This window comes from Streptomyces africanus (genome assembly GCF_030816955.1).
Classification (GTDB): Bacteria; Actinomycetota; Actinomycetes; order Streptomycetales; family Streptomycetaceae; genus Streptomyces; species Streptomyces africanus.
Genome location: NZ_JAUSYP010000001.1, coordinates 5,022,919 through 5,039,250 on the forward strand (window position 1 = coordinate 5,022,919; position 16,332 = coordinate 5,039,250).

At 70.3% G+C, this 16,332-nt stretch carries 15 protein-coding genes; 11 read left to right on the forward strand and 4 right to left on the reverse strand.

Annotated features, from left to right (window positions below; translation table 11 throughout):
- The first annotated feature begins 60 nt into the window (after nt 1-60).
- On the forward strand, nt 61-900 hold the full coding sequence (locus QF034_RS23385) for an alpha/beta fold hydrolase (RefSeq protein WP_307176799.1): 840 nt from the start codon (nt 61-63) through the stop codon (nt 898-900).
- A gap of 66 nt (nt 901-966) precedes the next feature.
- Here the strand turns inward: QF034_RS23385 and QF034_RS23390 are convergent, their stop codons facing one another.
- The gene (locus tag QF034_RS23390; protein WP_003974483.1) at nt 967-1,404 is read right to left on the reverse strand and encodes a hypothetical protein; all 438 of its coding nucleotides are present in this window, start codon (nt 1,402-1,404) and stop codon (nt 967-969) included.
- Nucleotides 1,405-1,892: 488 nt separating this feature from the next.
- On the opposite strand from QF034_RS23390, the gene hemL reads away from it, so the two are divergent.
- The 7 genes from hemL to ccsB all read left to right on the forward strand — a co-directional run bounded on the left by hemL (nt 1,893) and on the right by ccsB (nt 9,639).
- Entirely contained in the window at nt 1,893-3,209 is a 1,317-nt protein-coding gene (hemL, locus tag QF034_RS23395) for a glutamate-1-semialdehyde 2,1-aminomutase (RefSeq protein ID WP_307176800.1), read from the forward strand.
- Nucleotides 3,206-3,907 carry a histidine phosphatase family protein gene (locus tag QF034_RS23400; RefSeq protein ID WP_307176801.1) on the forward strand — a complete coding sequence of 234 codons (702 nt, stop codon included), beginning with the start codon at nt 3,206-3,208 and terminating at the stop codon, nt 3,905-3,907. The genes hemL and QF034_RS23400 overlap by 4 nt, the downstream gene beginning before the upstream one ends.
- Nucleotides 3,908-4,026: 119 nt before the next feature.
- Nucleotides 4,027-5,316 carry a polysaccharide deacetylase family protein gene (locus QF034_RS23405; protein WP_307176802.1) on the forward strand — a complete coding sequence of 430 codons (1,290 nt, stop codon included), beginning with the start codon at nt 4,027-4,029 and terminating at the stop codon, nt 5,314-5,316.
- A gap of 66 nt (nt 5,317-5,382) precedes the next feature.
- Nucleotides 5,383-6,030: a TlpA family protein disulfide reductase gene (locus QF034_RS23410; RefSeq protein WP_307176803.1), complete on the forward strand. Its 648-nt coding sequence runs from the start codon at nt 5,383-5,385 to the stop codon at nt 6,028-6,030.
- Nucleotides 6,031-6,043: 13 nt separating this feature from the next.
- Complete coding sequence (locus tag QF034_RS23415; protein WP_086563960.1) at nt 6,044-6,814, forward strand: cytochrome c biogenesis CcdA family protein; 771 nt, start codon at nt 6,044-6,046, stop codon at nt 6,812-6,814.
- Nucleotides 6,815-6,817: 3 nt separating this feature from the next.
- Nucleotides 6,818-8,560, forward strand: a complete 1,743-nt coding sequence (gene resB / locus QF034_RS23420) for a cytochrome c biogenesis protein ResB (RefSeq protein WP_307176804.1) — start codon at nt 6,818-6,820, stop codon at nt 8,558-8,560.
- Nucleotides 8,557-9,639 (forward strand): c-type cytochrome biogenesis protein CcsB, encoded by a 1,083-nt coding sequence (gene ccsB, locus QF034_RS23425; protein ID WP_307176805.1) that lies wholly within the window; start codon nt 8,557-8,559, stop codon nt 9,637-9,639. Before resB ends, ccsB begins: the two co-directional genes overlap by 4 nt.
- A gap of 62 nt (nt 9,640-9,701) precedes the next feature.
- On the opposite strand, the gene QF034_RS23430 is transcribed toward ccsB, so the two are convergent.
- Nucleotides 9,702-11,099: a condensation domain-containing protein gene (locus QF034_RS23430; RefSeq protein ID WP_307176807.1), complete on the reverse strand. Its 1,398-nt coding sequence runs from the start codon at nt 11,097-11,099 to the stop codon at nt 9,702-9,704.
- A 114-nt stretch (nt 11,100-11,213) separates the two neighbouring features.
- Entirely contained in the window at nt 11,214-11,966 is a 753-nt protein-coding gene (locus QF034_RS23435; RefSeq protein ID WP_307176808.1) for a MerR family transcriptional regulator, read from the reverse strand.
- 81 nt (nt 11,967-12,047) lie between these two features.
- Here QF034_RS23435 and uvrA point away from each other — a divergent pair, with 81 nt between their 5' ends.
- Nucleotides 12,048-14,549 (forward strand): excinuclease ABC subunit UvrA, encoded by a 2,502-nt coding sequence (gene uvrA / locus QF034_RS23440; RefSeq protein ID WP_307176809.1) that lies wholly within the window; start codon nt 12,048-12,050, stop codon nt 14,547-14,549.
- A 51-nt stretch (nt 14,550-14,600) separates the two neighbouring features.
- On the opposite strand, the gene QF034_RS23445 is transcribed toward uvrA, so the two are convergent.
- Nucleotides 14,601-15,206: a DUF7848 domain-containing protein gene (locus QF034_RS23445; protein WP_307176810.1), complete on the reverse strand. Its 606-nt coding sequence runs from the start codon at nt 15,204-15,206 to the stop codon at nt 14,601-14,603.
- 105 nt (nt 15,207-15,311) lie between these two features.
- Between QF034_RS23445 and QF034_RS23450 the strand changes: the two genes are divergently transcribed.
- Together QF034_RS23450 and QF034_RS23455 are read left to right on the forward strand one after the other, a co-directional pair.
- Nucleotides 15,312-16,271 carry a helix-turn-helix domain-containing protein gene (locus QF034_RS23450; protein WP_307176811.1) on the forward strand — a complete coding sequence of 320 codons (960 nt, stop codon included), beginning with the start codon at nt 15,312-15,314 and terminating at the stop codon, nt 16,269-16,271.
- Entirely contained in the window at nt 16,219-16,332 is a 114-nt protein-coding gene (locus tag QF034_RS23455) for a DUF397 domain-containing protein (RefSeq protein ID WP_307179957.1), read from the forward strand. The genes QF034_RS23450 and QF034_RS23455 overlap by 53 nt, the downstream gene beginning before the upstream one ends.

Below are 16,332 nucleotides of genomic sequence, written 5' to 3' on the forward strand. Positions count from 1 at the left end.
GTAATATCTCGACAGTCGAGATTATCGATGACCGAGTAATCATAGGCGGGGGTATGGACCATGGCTGACGAGGCGGTCTTCTTCGCGGCGTACGACGCCGTCCTGCGGCAGTGGCCCGTCGAGGTCCGCAGCGTTGACGTGCCGTCCCCCTACGGCAGCACCCGGGTCCAGATCTGCGGCCCTGAGGGCGGCGCTCCGATCGTGCTCCTGCCCGGCGGCGGAGCGACCTCGGTGGTCTGGTTCGCCACCGTCGGAGCCCTGGCCCGCGCCCATCGGGTGTACGCCGTCGACCTGATGGGCGACATCGGCCGCAGCGTGCACGACGGGGCGCCCCTGCGCGGCGCCGGCGACCTGGTGGCATGGCTCGACACGCTCTTCGACAAGCTGGACCTGGACGGGGCACACCTGTGCGGCCACTCCTACGGCGCCTGGATCGCCCTGAACTACGCGCTGCACGCGCCCCACCGGCTCGGCAGACTCGCGCTGCTCGACCCGGCCAACTGCTTTGCCGGCATGAGTGCCCGGTACCTCATGCACGGGCTGCCGATGCTGCTGAAGCCCACCGTGCAGCGCGTGCGGGCCTTCCACCGCTGGGAGACCGGCCGCACCCCCGAGGACCCGGTGTGGCGGGCGTTCCTGGACAGCACCGCCACCGCCCGGCGGTCGAAGGTCGTCGCCATGCGACGCCCGAGCGCACAGCAGTTGCGGGCCTGCACCGTCCCGGCCCTGGTACTCCTGGCCGAACACAGCCGGGTTCACGACGTGCCACGGGTGGCGGCCGCCGCACGCCGACTCCTGCCCGAGGCGAGCGTCGTCACCCTGCCCGACGCCTCCCACCACTCGATCCCCACCGAGCGACCCGCCGAACTCAACCGCCTGCTGTCAGAGTTCCTGACCTGAGCAGGGCGAGCGGTCACACAAACAAGGGCGGAGCCCCAAGCTCCGCCCCACCCCGGGAATCTGCGCTCACGGCCACACAAGGCAATAAGGCTGATGCCCCGCCTCATGCAACCGATGCGAGAAGTCCTGCCACTCATGCAGCAGTTGGTACACATTGAACGCGTCCCGAGGACCGCCCCGGTCCGGGACCGTCGACCAGATGAAGGCCGCCGCGCCCACCGCCTCCTCGCCGATGCCCCGCAGGGGGTCGACGACGGTCATCGGGAGTTTGACCACCGCGTAGTCGGGGTGCAGGACGACCAGTTCCAGGGGCGGCACCTTGTGCAGGGGGACGCCCTCGATGCCCGTCAGGACCATCGCCGCCATGGTCTCCGGCTTGATCTTCGTGAACATGCCGTTCATGCCGAGCTCGTCGCCGCCGAGTTCCTCGGGACGCATCGAGATCGGGACGCGGGCCGCGGTCGCGCCGTCGGGCGCGCCGAAGTACTTGTACGTCACCCCCACCCGACCACCATTCCTGCTCCCCGTCCGAAGATCGTCCATCCGGCGTTCAGTACGGCGGTCGAGCCGGTCCGGTTCACTCGGCAGCCCCTGCGTCTGACGTGCTTCCTGCGTGTCCTCCGCTTCGCGCCGGTGCCTTCCCCGCCGGGCACGTCGAGGACCCAGGTCATCAGTCCCCTCGCCCAGTCCGCCACCGCGATGCATATCTCCACCCGACTGCTTTTCTAGGACGCGTCGCCCCCGCCGCGCAACCCGATCATCGTGTCAGTGACCTCCCCCGCGGTCGCTCGCCGAAACGTGCGGTGAAGCTTCTGCCCGCGGGATCTTCGCAGCCTCCGACCACCCCGGGCCGTTTGAGCTGTGTGTATCACGCCCCAGTCTCGCAGACGACAGAGGTTCGGGGACCGGTTGCCGGGCACTGTCCTACCCTGAACAGGTCACTCACACCCGGATCCCGACGACGTCGGAGAAGGTCGGAGAAGTCGCAGGTCATGAGCGAACTGGCATATCCGTATGAAGCACCGGCCTCGCAGGCTCTGTTCGACCGTGCGGCGGCCGTCACACCCGGTGGCGTGAACTCGCCGGTGCGGGCCTTCCGTGCCGTCGGCGGCACACCGCGGTTCATGGTGTCCGGCAAGGGGCCGTATCTGACCGATGCCGACGGGCGGGAGTACGTCGACCTCGTGTGTTCCTGGGGGCCCATGATCCTCGGGCACTCGCACCCGGAGGTCATCGCCGCCGTGCAGGACGCCGTCGCCCGCGGTACGTCCTTCGGTACGCCCGGTGAGGGCGAGGTCGCGCTCGCCGAGGAGATGGTCGCGCGGATCGAGCCGCTGGAGCAGGTGCGGCTGGTGTCCAGCGGCACCGAGGCGACCATGTCCGCGATCCGGCTCGCGCGCGGGTTCACCCAGCGCAGCAAGGTGATCAAGTTCGCCGGGTGCTACCACGGGCACGTCGACTCGCTGCTCGCCGCCGCGGGCAGTGGCGTCGCCACCTTCGCCCTGCCCGACACCCCCGGTGTCACCGGCGCCCAGGCCGGCGACACCGTCGTCCTGCCCTACAACGACCTCGACGCCGTGCGCGCCGCCTTCGCCGCCCACCCCGGCGAGATCGCCTGCGTGATCACCGAGGCCTCCCCGGGCAACATGGGCGTCGTACCGCCCGCGGAGGGCTTCAACCAGGGGCTGAAGGACCTGTGCGCCGAGCACGGCGCCCTCTACATCTCCGACGAGGTCATGACCGGGTTCCGGACCAGCCGGGCCGGGTGGTACGGGATCGACGGGGTCCGGCCCGACCTCATGACCTTCGGCAAGGTCATGGGCGGCGGCTTCCCGGCCGCGGCCTTCGGCGGGCGTGCGGACGTGATGGCTCACCTCGCTCCGGCCGGGCCCGTCTACCAGGCCGGCACCCTGTCCGGGAACCCGGTGGCCACCGCGGCCGGGCTCGCCCAGCTGCGTCTCCTCGACGACGCCGCCTACGACCAGGTCAACGCCGTGTCGAAGCAGATCCAGGGGCTCGTCACCGAGGCGCTGACCAAGGAGGGCGTCGCGCACACGCTGCAGAACGCCTCCAACATGTTCTCCGTGTTCTTCACCGACCGGCCCGTGCGCACCTACGAGGACGCCAAGGCGCAGGAGTCCTTCCGCTTCACCGCCTTCTTCCACTCGCTGCTCGCGGACGGCGTCTACCTGCCGCCGTCGTCCTTCGAGTCCTGGTTCGTCTCCACCGCGCACGACGAGCGGGCCGTGCAGCGGATCGCCGACGCCCTCCCGGCGGCGGCCCGAGCCGCCGCGGAGGCCACGGCATGAGCGACGAGACGACCCACGACACGAACGGCGACCTCACCGTCGTCCACGTCATGCGGCACGGCGAGGTCGCCAACCCGGACGGCATCCTCTACGGGCGGCTGCCCGGCTACCACCTCTCCGAGCTGGGCCGGCGCATGGCCGACCGGGTCGCCGAGCACCTCGCGTCCCGCGATGTGACGTACGTCGTCGCCTCGCCGCTGGAGCGGGCGCAGGAGACGGCGGAGCCGATCGCCAAGGCGCACGGTCTCGACCTCGCCACCGACGAGCGGCTGATCGAGGCCGAGAACATCTTCCAGGGCGAGACGTTCGGCGTCGGGGACGGGGCGCTGCGCAAGCCCGGCAACTGGAAGCACCTGGTCAATCCGTTCCGGCCGTCCTGGGGCGAGCCGTATGTCGACCAGGTCGTGCGGATGATGAACGCGCTGAGCGCCGCGAAGGACCGGGCCCGGGGCCACGAGGCCGTCGTGGTCAGCCATCAGCTGCCGATCTGGATCGTCCGGTCGTACGTCGAGCGGCGGCGGCTCTGGCACGACCCGCGCAAGCGGCAGTGCACGCTCGCCTCGCTGACGACCTTCACGTACCGGGGCGACAGGATCGTTTCCGTCGGCTACACCGAGCCGGCCCGCGATCTCGTCCCGGCGCATCTCCTCGCCGGTGCCAAGCCGGTGAAGGGGAAGGCCAAGGCGTTCGGCGCGTAGACCCTTTCTGTTGGCTTCTGACGGCCTCGTTACGGAATCTGCAAATATCAGCGGAACCTCCTCGTTCATCACGTCCTCTGACTGGGTGACCACCAGAGAACGTGATGAACGGGGATGCAATGCGCCCTTACTCCCGCAGGGGAATGCTCGGAATCGGCGCGGGGGCCGCGGCGGCGGTCTCGCTCGCCGGGTGCGGCGGACTCACCGGGTCGGACGAGTCCAGCCACGCCGACGGTTCCGGGGAATCCGCCCAGGGCGGGTCGAAGCCGAAGCCGGCCGCCCGGCCCATCGGCGACGGCTCCACCGCCTACACCGGCAAGCAGCCCCACCAGCCCGCCAAGCCCGAGCCGCTGGAGCCGGGCCAGACCCCGCCGCAGTTCGTCGTCTTCTCCTGGGACGGCGCCGGCGAGGTCGGCAACGGCCTCTTCCCGCGCTTCCTGGACCTCGCCAAGGAGCACGGCGCGAGCATGACCTTCTTCCTGTCCGGGCTGTATCTGCTGCCCGAGTCGAAGAAGCGCCTCTACGACCCGCCGAACAACCCGCGCGGCGCCTCCGACATCGGTTACCTCACCGACGAGCACGTCAAGGAGACGCTGAAGAACGTCCGCCGGGCCTGGCTGGAGGGCCACGAGATCGGCACGCACTTCAACGGGCACTTCTGCGGCGAGGCCTACGGCTCGGTCAAGAACTGGACGCCCCGGCAGTGGCGCAGCGAGATCGACCAGGCGAAGTCCTTCGTGAAGGAGTGGCGCACCAACACCGGCTGGACCGATATGCCGTCGCTGCCGTTCGACTACGACAAGGAGCTCGTCGGCGGCCGGACGCCCTGTCTGCTCGGCCAGGACAACCTGCTGCCCACCGCCCGCGAGCTGGGCTGGCGCTATGACGCCTCCTCGCCCGGCGGCCGCCAGGTCTGGCCGGTGAAGCGGCAGGGGATCTGGGACCTGCCGCTGCAGCAGATACCTTTCCCCGGACGTGGCTTCGAGGTCCTCTCCATGGACTACAACATGCTGGCGAACCAGTCGATCAGCACCACGAAGGCCCCGGCGCACAACTACCCGGGCTGGCGGCAGCAGTCGGCCCAGGCGTACATCCAGGGATTCAAGCGGGCATACGAGACGAATCGGGCACCTCTCTTCATAGGCAACCACTTCGAGCAGTGGAACGGCGGCATCTACATGGACGCCGTGGAAGAGGCCTTCACATACATCGCGCGGGAGAAGGAGAAGGGCGCGGATGTGCGTCTCGTCTCCTTCCGGCAGTTCACCGACTGGCTGGACGTGCAGAAGCCCGAGGTGCTCGAAAAGCTCCGCACGCTGGAGGTCGGGCAGCAACCGGCCGGTGGGTGGAAGGGGTTCGTCGAGAAGGCCCCGCAGGGTGCCGGGACACCCTCCCGGAACGCCGCCTGAAATGCGGTTTTCCGCCCGCAAGGGGGGTGGGCGAGAGCCTCGGAACGGACATGCGAAACTTTTCACATGAGTGCCGCCAGCCGCGCCCCCCTGCGTTCGAACCGCTCGATCCGCACGGCCCGCTCGACCCGGGTCCGTCGCCGCGCCGCCCTGACTGCCGGTGCCGCCGTGGCGGCGCTGCTCGTCACCGCGTGCGGCTCCGGCGGCACCTCCGGCGGGGGCGGCAACACCAACTTCGTCACCGGCACCGACGGCATCTCAACGGTCGCCGAGGGCGAGCGCACCCCCGCCCCCGACCTGTCCGGCAAGACCATCGCCGGCAAGACCCTCGACGTCGCCGACTACAAGGGCAAGGTCGTCGTCCTCAACGTGTGGGGGTCCTGGTGCAACCCCTGCCGCGCCGAGGCCAAGTACTTCGCGAAGGTCTCCAAGGAGTACGCCGGCAAGGGCGTGCAGTTCGTCGGCATCAACACCCGTGACACCTCCACCGGCGCGGCGCTCGCCTTCGAGAAGGACTGGGGCATCACCTACCCCAGCCTCTACGACCCGACCGGCAAGCTGCTGCTGCGCTTCGACAAGGGCACCCTCAACCCGCAGGCCATCCCCTCCACCCTGATCCTCGACCGGGACGGGAAGATCGCGGCCCGCTCGCTGTCCGCCCTCAGTGAGGAACGGCTTGTGAAGATGCTCAAGCCGGTCGTCGCCGAGAAGTGAGCGGAGCAGTGACGTGAGCGCGCTCACCCTCGCCGCGGTAGCGGACCCCAACGGCACGGTGCTCAACGGCGCCCTGCTGGTGGCCCTGCCCATCGCCCTGCTCGGCGGACTCGTCTCCTTCTTCTCGCCCTGCGTGCTGCCGCTCGTACCCGGCTACCTCTCCTACGTCACCGGAGTCAGCGGCACCGACCTGGCCGAGGCCCGGCGCGGCCGGATGGTCGCCGGGGCCTCGCTGTTCGTGCTCGGCTTCACGGCCGTCTTCGTCTCCGGCGGGGCCTTCTTCGGGTACTTCGGCCAGACGCTCCAGGCGGAGCGGGGCGTGCTGTCCAAGGTGCTGGGCGTCTTCATGATCCTCATGGGCGTCTTCTTCATGGGCCTGATGCCCTGGCTGACCCAGCGCGAGTTCCGTTTCCACCGGAAGCCGGCCGCCGGTCTCGTCGGCGCCCCCGTGCTCGGCGCGCTGTTCGGCATCGGCTGGACGCCCTGTATCGGCCCGACGCTGGCCGCTGTCCAGACCCTCGCCCTGAACCAGGGCAGCGCGGGTCGCGGGGCGGTACTGACCATCGCGTACTGTCTGGGCCTGGGCGTGCCCTTCGTGCTTGCCGCGGTCGCGTTCCGCAAGGCCCTCGGCGCCTTCGGGTGGATCAAGCGCCACTACGTCTGGGTGATGCGGATCGGCGGCACCATGATGATCGTGACCGGTCTGCTGCTGCTGACCGGCGCCTGGGACCGCATCGTGCAGGAGATGCAGGTCTGGTCCGACGGCTTCACTGTGGGGATCTGATCGATGAGCAAGACCACCGCCTCCGACCCGGCCCCGACCGCCGCCGAGGACCAGGAGCTGGGCGACGCCGGCTCCCAGCTGTCCACTGCCCCCACGGAGGACGCGCCCAACCTGCCCTCCCTGGGCGTCATCGGCTGGATCCGCTGGTTCTGGCGGCAGCTGACCTCCATGCGGGTCGCGCTGCTGCTGCTCCTGCTGCTCTCCCTCGGCGCGATCCCCGGCTCGCTGATCCCGCAGTCCGGCCAGGACGAGACGAAGGTCGCCGACTTCCGCAAGGGCAACCCCACCCTCGGGGACATTTACGACAAGCTCGGCCTGTTCCACGTCTACAGCTCGGTGTGGTTCTCCGCGGTCTACATCCTGCTGTTCATCTCCCTCATCGGCTGCATCGTCCCCCGCACCTGGCAGTTCGTGGGCCAGCTGCGCGGCCGCCCGCCCCGCGCGCCCCGGCGGCTGAACCGGCTGCCCGCCCACACCACCTGGCGCACCACGGCCGAACCCGAGCAGGTCCACACCGCCGCCCTGGCCCTGCTGAAGAAGCGCCGCTTCCGCGCCCACCTCGCCGGTGACGCCGTCGCCGCCGAGAAGGGCTACCTGCGCGAACTGGGCAACCTCGTCTTCCACATCGCCCTCATCGTGCTGCTGGTCGCCTTCGCCTGGGGCCAGCTGTACAAGTCCGAGGGCAACAAGCTGGTCGTCGAGGGCGACGGCTTCTCCAACACCCTCACCCAGTACGACGACTTCAAGTCCGGCAACCTCTTCACGTCCGACGATCTGGTGCCGTTCAGCTTCAACCTGAAGAACTTCACCGGCACCTACGAGCGCACCGGCCCCAACAAGGGCACCCCTCGCGTCTACCAGGCCGACCTCACATACAGCGACGGCCCCTACGGCAAGGACGAGAAGACCACCGTCAAGGTCAACCACCCGCTGCAGATCGGCGACGCCAAGGTCTACCTGGTCAGCCACGGCTACGCCCCGGTCATCACCGTCCGCGACGCCAAGGGCAAGGTCGTCTACGACGACGCCGTGCCGCTGCTGCCGCTCGACGCCAACGTCACCTCCTCCGGCGTCGTCAAGGTCCTCGACGGCTACCGCAACCCCGAGGGCAAGAAGGAACAGCTCGGCTTCAACGCGTTCTTCGTGCCGACCTTCGGCGGCGCCGCCAGCGGCACGATGCTGTCGCAGTTCCCCGCGCTGGACTATCCGGTGCTCGCGCTGTCCGCCTACCACGGCGACCTGGGGGCCGACTCCGGCATCCCGCAGAGCGTGTACCAGATGGACAAGACCAACATGAAGGAGTTCAAGGACTCCAAGGGCAAGCTGTTCAAGAAGCTGCTGCGCCCCGGCGAGACCATGAAGCTCCCGAACGGCGCCGGTTCGGTCACCGTCGGCAAGGACGTCAAGGAGTGGGCCGGCTTCCAGGTCGTCCAGGAGCCCGGCGGCGGCTGGGCCCTCGCCGGGGCCCTCGCGGCCATCGGCGGCCTCGCCGCCTCCCTGTTCATCCAGCGCCGCCGCGTCTGGGTGCGCGCGGTCCGGGGCGCCGACGGCGTCACCGTCGTGGAGATGGCCGGCCTCGGCCGCAGCGAGTCCGCCAAGGTCCCCGAGGAGCTCGGCGAGCTCGCCGGGATCCTCTACGACCAGGCACCGGCCGCGCCCGGCCCGGACGACCCCGCAGATTCCCCCGACACCGACCAGGAGCCGGGTACCGAAACCCCCGTACCTGCCGAAGGGGCTGAGAAGTGACTCTCGCCGCCGCCACCAACGAAAACCTCGCGAACATCAGCAATGTGCTGATCTACTCCGCGATGGCCGTCTACACCCTGGCGTTCTTCGCGTACATCGCCGAATGGCTCTTCGGCAGCCGCAGCAAGGTCGCCAAGACCGCCGCCGCACTCACCGCCGAGAAGGCCGAGGCGAAGAAGACGCCCGCCGTCACCGTGAACCAGGCCGGCGGCACGGCCGTCCTGGAGCGGCCCAAGGTCACCGTGCGGGCGGGGGCCGGTCAGCGGGACGTGCCGGACGGGCCCGGGGCGCACGGCGGTGACGAACAGGGCGACCTGTACGGCCGGATCGCCATCTCCCTCACCGTGCTCGCCTTCCTGATCGAGCTGGGCGGCGTCATCGCCCGCGCGGCCTCGGTGGAGCGGGCGCCGTGGGGCAACATGTACGAGTTCAACATCACGTTCTCCACGGTCGCCGTCGGCGTGTACCTCGGGCTGCTGGCGCTGAAGAAGAACGTTCGCTGGCTCGGCCTGTTCCTGATCACCTCGGTCCTGCTGGACCTGGGCCTGGCGGTCACGGTCCTCTACACCGCCAGCGACCAGCTGGTCCCGGCCCTGCACTCGTACTGGCTGTACATCCACGTCTCCACGGCGATCTTCTGCGGCGCGGTGTTCTACGTCGGCGCGGTCGCCACGATCCTGTACCTCTTCAAGGACTCCTACGAGAACAAGCTCGCGAGCGGCGGCACGCCCGGCACCTTCGCGACGTCCGTCCTGGAGCGGCTGCCCTCCTCCGCCTCCCTGGACAAGTTCTCCTACCGCGTCAACGCGGCCGTCTTCCCGCTGTGGACGTTCACGATCATCGCGGGCGCCATCTGGGCCGGTGACGCCTGGGGCCGCTACTGGGGCTGGGACCCGAAGGAGACCTGGTCCTTCATCACCTGGGTCGCCTACGCCTGTTACCTGCACGCCCGCGCCACCGCGGGCTGGAAGGGCCGCAAGGCCGCCTACCTGGCCCTGATCGCCTTCGGCTGCTGGCTGTTCAACTACTACGGCGTGAACATCTTCGTGTCCGGCAAGCACTCCTACGCGGGCGTCTAGCCCCGTACCGTCGAAGGCCGGTTCCCGCGACGTGAGTCACGGGAACCGGCCTTCTTCGTCGCTCAGGGCCTGCCGGCCGCGCCCTTCACGATGTCCCGGAGCCGCTCGGCGTACAGCCGCATGTTCTTGTACGCGATGTCCGTGTCCGGGTAACGGGCGGCGAACCACAGGCCCTCGTGGAGGCGGGTGATCCAGGCGCAGACCTGGTCCCCGTAGGACACCCTGAGGAGCCCGTACGCCTTCTGGTCCGTCCAGTGGTCGGAGCCGGGGATGTCGCGGGTGTCGACGAACGAGACGATCGAGTACAGGTCGGGGGAGGTCGGGCGGAAGTCGCTGCCGAGGAGGTGGAGGACGCGGGCCAGGGGGATGCGGGCCAGCCGGCGGTTGGCCTGGAGGGCGGCGCGTACGGTGCGCAGGGCGCTCGGGAAGTCGACGGCTTCGGACATGGGAATCTCGATCGGGGCGCCGCCCACGTACCAGCCGACCGACTGCGACCACTGGGACTTCACCCGGGTGTGGAACGGCACGACCGTGCGGTAGACGGGTTCGCCGCCGATCTCGTGGACGATCAGGGCGGAGGCCGCGAGGACACCGACCAGGCTCCCGCCGTACGGGCGGCAGTACGCCTCGAACGCGGCGGCGGCGTCCGCGTCCACCATCATCTCGCGCATGAACTTCTGCGTGGGCAGTTCGCCCCCGGGTTCCAGGCCGAGGTCGACCGGGAAACTCGGCAGCCGTCCGCCACAGCGGTGGATGAACTCCCGCCAGCGGGCGACGATGTCGTGGTCCGCGTCGATGCGGTCGGCGTCCGCCCGCTCGGCCTCGCAGAAGTCGACGTAGCTGCTCACCGGCTCCGGCCCCTCGGCCCTGCCCGCGATCCCGGCCTCGTACAGCTCGTGGATCTCGGCGGGGATGCGGTGGATGGAGTAGGCGTCGACATTGCTGTGGTCGAAGGCCATGTACACGCTGGTGCAGTCGTCCCGGACGACCGCCGTATAGATGAGGTTGGGCCAGCGCAGGGCGTCGGCCGTGGTGTCGAAGCGGTCCTGGAGGTGCTGGGCCAGGGCCGCCGCGTCGGTGAAGTCGCCGACGTCCTCGCGGTGCAGGGACACGGCGGAGGGGTCGAGTGTGAAGCGGCGGATCGTGTCGCCGGGCCCGCCCGCCCAGCGGAAGCCGCTGCGCAGGGTTTCGTGGCGCAGCGTCCAGCCGCGCAGCGCCTCGCCCAGCGCGTCCAGGTCGGCCCGTCCCGGGATGTCGAACGCCGCGCCCAGCCAGGTCGGCACGAAGAGTCCGTCCTCCCGCACGGACCGGGCCGTCCGGATGTGCGACTCCTGGATGTACGCCGGTGGCCTGGAGTCTTCCGGCAGAGCCTTCGCCGTCGCGACCGTCGCCGGACTGAGTGTCCATTCGACGAGTCGCCCAGGTCGGACCTCGCAGCGCTGGATATCAGTCATTCGCACAGGGGGTCTCCGTTCGCAGGTGGGATAGACCCGACCAAACGAATGGCGAACCCGCTACCGGCGACACCCGGTGTCGCCGGTTTTTCAATGGATCGGATGGCTCCTCGAACCGAGTTACGAGCTCTGGCCGGTGCTTTCGGTTGACGCCGTCCCGGTTGCGGTGACCCGGTCGAGGTAGGTGTGAAGGGCACCCGCGCCCTCGACCATGCCCCTGGTGCGGGCCGTCAGGGCCGCCCCGCGCGCCGCGATCGCCGCCCGCAGGGCGTCGCTGCTGCCCTCCCGGCGCAGCCCCTTCAGTACCGGGCGGATCTGGTCGAAGAGGTAGTGACTGCGGCGCAGCGTGTGCACGAGCCGGGCGTCGCGCACATCGGCGGGTTCGTAGACCCGGTACCCCGTGCCGCGCTCCCGGCCCGGCGTGAGCAGCCCGGCCCCCTCCCACACCCGCAGCGCGGACGTCCGTACGCCCAGCAGCGCGGCCACCTCCCCGATGCGCAGCCCGCCGGAACGGGGCAGCGGGGCGGGCGGCTCGGCCGCCAGCAGCTCCAGGGCCTCGCTCGCGGCCCGCAGGGAGACCCGTTCCTCGTGCAGGGCGGCGTGCGCGGCGTCGACCAGGGCGAGCGCGCCCGGGACGTCCCCGTCGTGCAGGGCGCGCATGATCCGCGTCGCCGTCAGCGGCCCGTACCCCCGCATCAGGGCCCGGTACGCCAGCAGGGCGCCGCGGTGCGCGTCGGTGAAGACGCGGTAGCCGGACGCGGTCCGCTCGGCGGGCGGCAGCACTCCGGCGTCCTCGTAGTTGCGGATCTGCTGCGTCGAGACACCGGCCAGCCGGGCGAGATCGACGGGGCGGAGACGGCGTTCGTTGCTCATCGATTTGAAGGTTACGGCAGGAGAGTCACCACTGATGCCCGAAAAGCCTCAACATCGGACTTCAATGGAAGACTTGAAGGAATGGACAACAGCATCCGGGTCACCGGCGCCCGCCTCCACAACCTCAGGAACGTCTCCCTCTCCCTCCCGAAGAACAAGCTGGTCGTCCTGACCGGCCTGTCCGGCTCCGGCAAGTCCACGCTCGCCTTCGACACCCTCCACCAGGAGGGCCAGCGGCAGTACCTGGAGTCGCTGGGCATGGTCACCGGCTTCGTCAGCAAACCCGCCGTCGACTCGATCAGCGGCCTGTCCCCGTCCATCAGCGTCGACCAGCACCTCACCAACCGCAGCCCGCGTTCCACGGTCGGCACGGTCACCGAGGTGTTCACCTACCTGCGGCTGCTGTGGTCGCGGATCGGGACCCGCCCCTGCCCCGGCTGCGGCAAGAGCATCCCGCCGTCGTACGCCAACGCCGCCGAGGCCACCGCGGCCGACGACGACGCCGAGGGCGAGCAGACCCCCTGCCCGCACTGCGGCACGCTCGTGCCCGAGCTGGTGATGGGCTCCTTCTCCTTCAACAAGCCCGCCGGCGCCTGCCCGTCCTGCACCGGCCTCGGCGAGGTCATCCGGCCCGACGTACGGCGCCTGGTCGACGGCTCCCGCTCACTGGCCCAGGGCGCGGTACGGGGCTGGAACCCGAAGCTCACCGAGTGGAACCTCACCGCGCTGCGGGCCGCCGCCCGCCACTACGGCTTCACCTTCGATGCGGACGTCCCGGTCGACGAACTGGGCGAACCGCAGCGGGATTTGCTGGTCCACGGCGTCGAAAGCCCGGAGTTCCGGCGGCACTTCCCGTCGGTGGCGGCGCCGACGACCGTGGCGGCGGGCCGCTTCGAAGGGGTCGCGACCGCGCTGCTGCGGCGCTACACCGAGCGCGCCGACGACCCCGAGTACCGCGAACGGGCCGAGAAACAGGGCCTGGTGAAGCAGCCCTGCGGGGAGTGCGAGGGCAGCCGGCTGCGGCCGGAGAGCCGGGCGGTGACCGTGCGCGGACTGACGATCGTCGAGGCGGCACGCCTGCCGCTCACCGAACTCGACGGCTGGCTGGCCGGTCTGAAGGAGGGCTCGGCCGGGGACGAGTGGCTGCTCGTGGAGCCGGTCGTCGCCGACCTGGAGGAGCGGGTACGGCGCCTCGTGGACGTCGGAGTCGGCTACCTCAGCCTGGACCAGTCCACACCGAGCCTCTCCGCCGGGGAGACCCAGCGGCTGCGACTGGCCGCCCTGCTCGGCTCCGGCCTGACCGGCGTGCTGTACGTCCTCGACGAGCCGACCATCGGCCTGCACCCCTCGGACACCGCCCGCCTGATCGGCGTCCTGCGCCGCCTGCGCGACCTGGGCAACACCGTGCTGGTCGTCGAGCACGACCTGGACGTGCTGCGGGCGGCGGACCACGTGGTGGACGTCGGCCCGGGGGCGGGCCGGGACGGCGGCCGGATCGTGGCGGCCGGGACACCGCAGGAGGTGGCCCGGGCCGAGTCCTCGGTGACCGGCGCGTATCTGTCGGGCCGGCTGCCCGCGCCCGCGTCCCGTGGCCGCGGCGACAGCGCCTCGGCGCTCGTGATCCGCGGGGCCCGGGCCCACAACCTCAAGGACGTGACCGTACGGATCCCGCTGAACCGCCTGGTGACGGTCACGGGCCCGTCCGGCTCGGGCAAGTCGACGCTGCTGCTGGACATCCTGGGCCGGGCCGCCCGCCGCCGCTTCCACGGGGCGGGGGAACTCCCGGCCGAACACGACGGCATCGACGGCTGGGAGCACCTGTCCAAGGCTGTCCTCATCGACCAGGAGCCGATCAGCCGCGTCCCGCGCTCCAACGCGGCGACGTACTCGGACGTCTTCACCCCGATCCGGGAGGTCTTCGCCGCGAGCAGCGAAGGACGCCTGACAGCGGGCCGGTTCTCCTTCAACGTCCCCGGCGGACGCTGCGAACGCTGTGAGGGCGCGGGCGTGCTCAAGGTCCGGATGCACTTCCTCCCGGCCGTGGAGGTGCGCTGCCCGGCCTGCCAGGGCCGCCGCTTCCGGCCCGAGGTGCTGGCCGTGCGGTACCAGGGCTATGACATCGCCGAGGTGCTGGCGGCGACGGTGGACGAGGCGCTCGGGGTGTTCCGGGACGTGCCCAACGTGGCCGGCCAACTCCAGCGCATGGCGGACGTCGGCCTCGGCTACCTGCCGCTGGGACAGCCCGCGCCCACGCTGTCCGGGGGCGAGGCCCAGCGCCTCAAGCTGGCGAAGGAGCTGGGCCGCCGGGCCGCCGACCGGACCCTCTACGTCCTCGACGAGCCGACGACCGGCCTGCATGCGGCGGACTCCGCGCGGCTGCTGGACGTGCTCCAGCGGCTGGTGGACGCGGGGCACTCCGTCCTCACCATCGAGCACAACGTCGATGTCATGCGGGCGTCGGACTGGCTGATCGACCTCGGGCCGGTCGGCGGGGCCGGCGGGGGAGAGGTCGTGGCCGAGGGGACCCCGCGGGAGGTGGCGGCCGCCCGGGCGTCCCGGACCGGCGGATTTCTGGCTGGGTGACCTGCGCCGGGCTCTCGGGATCGCCCGCTTCCTCGGCGGCGTCGTGCCCCGTCAGCCCTGCCTCTCCAGCACCGCGTAGTCGGCGAAGCTGCGGCGGTAGCGCAGGTGCCGGGTCTCCTGGGTGTGCCTGCGCTGCCACTCCTCCACCTCGGCCGGGGCCTGGCGCGGCCCCGAACTCGCCCCGCAGTCCTCCTCCTCGCCCGAGACGCAGTACGCCTGGTACTCCGGCAGCGCCGACGCGTCCTGAACGATCGAGTAGGGCACGTACCGGAAGATCCGGCGCCCCGCCGGTTCCCCGCCGTGTTCCTGCCGCTGGTGCTGACGCAGCAGCACGTTCGCGTCCGTCACGGCACTCCCGTCGAACGCGGCCCGCGCCTTGTCCCGGCGGACGGCGAGTTCCTCACACGTCGCGCATCCCGGCACCGGCACGGGCGGCCGACTCGGATCGGCCGACAACCCTTCCCTGGAACGGTCGTTGGCCGCGCGTACGCCCGCACTGAGCCGTTCCTCCAGGGTCGCCACCCGGATCCGCTCCGGGTCCGCCTGCCACTCCCGGCCGCCGCCGACCGGGCGCAGCATCACATACGGGCCGGTCCTGTCCTGGTACTCGCCGACCTTGCGCGTCGCAGGGTCGTAGACGAGCGTTCCCGGTTCCATTCCGTGCACCTCCGTAACTCTGGGTGTACCGAGCGTTGCGCAGGGGAACAGTCCGGTTCAATGCTTGGCGTGTGACACCGGTGCACTGTCACGGAGGGGGATGCCGTGAGCCGACGGAACGGCGGGGCGGAGTCGGGGGCGAGCACGGCGGCCGTGTTCGGCGAGGTGCTGCGGCATTTCCGCGAGGCGGCGCTGCTCACGCAGGAGGCGCTGGCGAGGCAGATCCCGTGCGACCGCTCGCACGTGGCGCGGGTGGAGGCGGGCACGAGGGTTCCGCAGGAGGGTTTCGCGAAGAAATGCGACGAACTCCTTGGCACGGGTGGGGTGTTGCTGCGGTTGTGGGGGCGGATCGACTGGTATCCGCAGGTGGAGCATCCGGACTGGTTTCGGCGGCGGGCTGAGATGGACGAGGAGGCCGTTGCCTTGCGGGAGTACCAGGAGCGGGTGATTCCGGGGTTGTTGCAGACAGCGGACTACGCCCGCGCGCTGTTCAGCCGCCGTGGCGCGGATACCGAGGAGGTGGACTCACGCGTCCGGGCTCGTCTGAGCCGACAGCAACGCTTCCTGGCCGACGGCGGTCCGCTGTACGTCGTCATCCTCGACGAGAGCTGTCTGCGCAACGGTGTGGGCAGCCCGGAGGTCATGCGTGAGCAGTGCGCGCACCTGCTGGCGGTCGGGCAGCGCCGGAACATCCGCATCCAGGTGGCCCCTGCAGACGCCTTCGGGCTCGTTCGGCCCCGAGGATCCATGTCGCTGATCGAACTGGCTGACGAGCGATGGGTGTACTCGGAATCCCTGGACCGTGGCCACTTCAACAACGATCCGGCCGTCTACCAGCGGCATTCCCAGACCTATGATGTGCTCAGGGCCGACATCCCGTCAGCCCGCGAATCCGCCGCCCTGATCAGCGACGCGATGGAGGGTTACGAGCATCATGAACCGGTCCGAACTCTGCGCGGCGCACTGGATCAAGAGCAGCTACAGCGACGACAACGGCGGCAACTGCGTGGAAATAGCCCCCGTTTTCCCCGACACCGTCCCCGTCCGCGACAGCAAAAGCCCTGACGGACCGGTCCTGCTCGTGACCCGGTCCGCCTGGTCCGCTTTCCTCGCCGGCGTGTGCTGA

Excerpts from the sequence above, each read along its gene's own strand:
- resB (WP_307176804.1), top strand. The coding sequence starts at position 6,818 with ATGAGCAAGACCACCGCCTCCGACCCGGCCCCGACCGCCGCCGAGGAC.
- uvrA (WP_307176809.1), top strand. The coding sequence starts at position 12,048 with ATGGACAACAGCATCCGGGTCACCGGCGCCCGCCTCCACAACCTCAGG.
- QF034_RS23385 (WP_307176799.1), top strand. The coding sequence starts at position 61 with ATGGCTGACGAGGCGGTCTTCTTCGCGGCGTACGACGCCGTCCTGCGG.
- QF034_RS23405 (WP_307176802.1), top strand. The coding sequence starts at position 4,027 with ATGCGCCCTTACTCCCGCAGGGGAATGCTCGGAATCGGCGCGGGGGCC.
- QF034_RS23435 (WP_307176808.1), bottom strand. The coding sequence starts at position 11,966 with ATGAGCAACGAACGCCGTCTCCGCCCCGTCGATCTCGCCCGGCTGGCC.
- QF034_RS23410 (WP_307176803.1), top strand. The coding sequence starts at position 5,383 with ATGAGTGCCGCCAGCCGCGCCCCCCTGCGTTCGAACCGCTCGATCCGC.
- hemL (WP_307176800.1), top strand. The coding sequence starts at position 1,893 with ATGAGCGAACTGGCATATCCGTATGAAGCACCGGCCTCGCAGGCTCTG.
- QF034_RS23445 (WP_307176810.1), bottom strand. The coding sequence starts at position 15,206 with ATGGAACCGGGAACGCTCGTCTACGACCCTGCGACGCGCAAGGTCGGC.
- QF034_RS23400 (WP_307176801.1), top strand. The coding sequence starts at position 3,206 with ATGAGCGACGAGACGACCCACGACACGAACGGCGACCTCACCGTCGTC.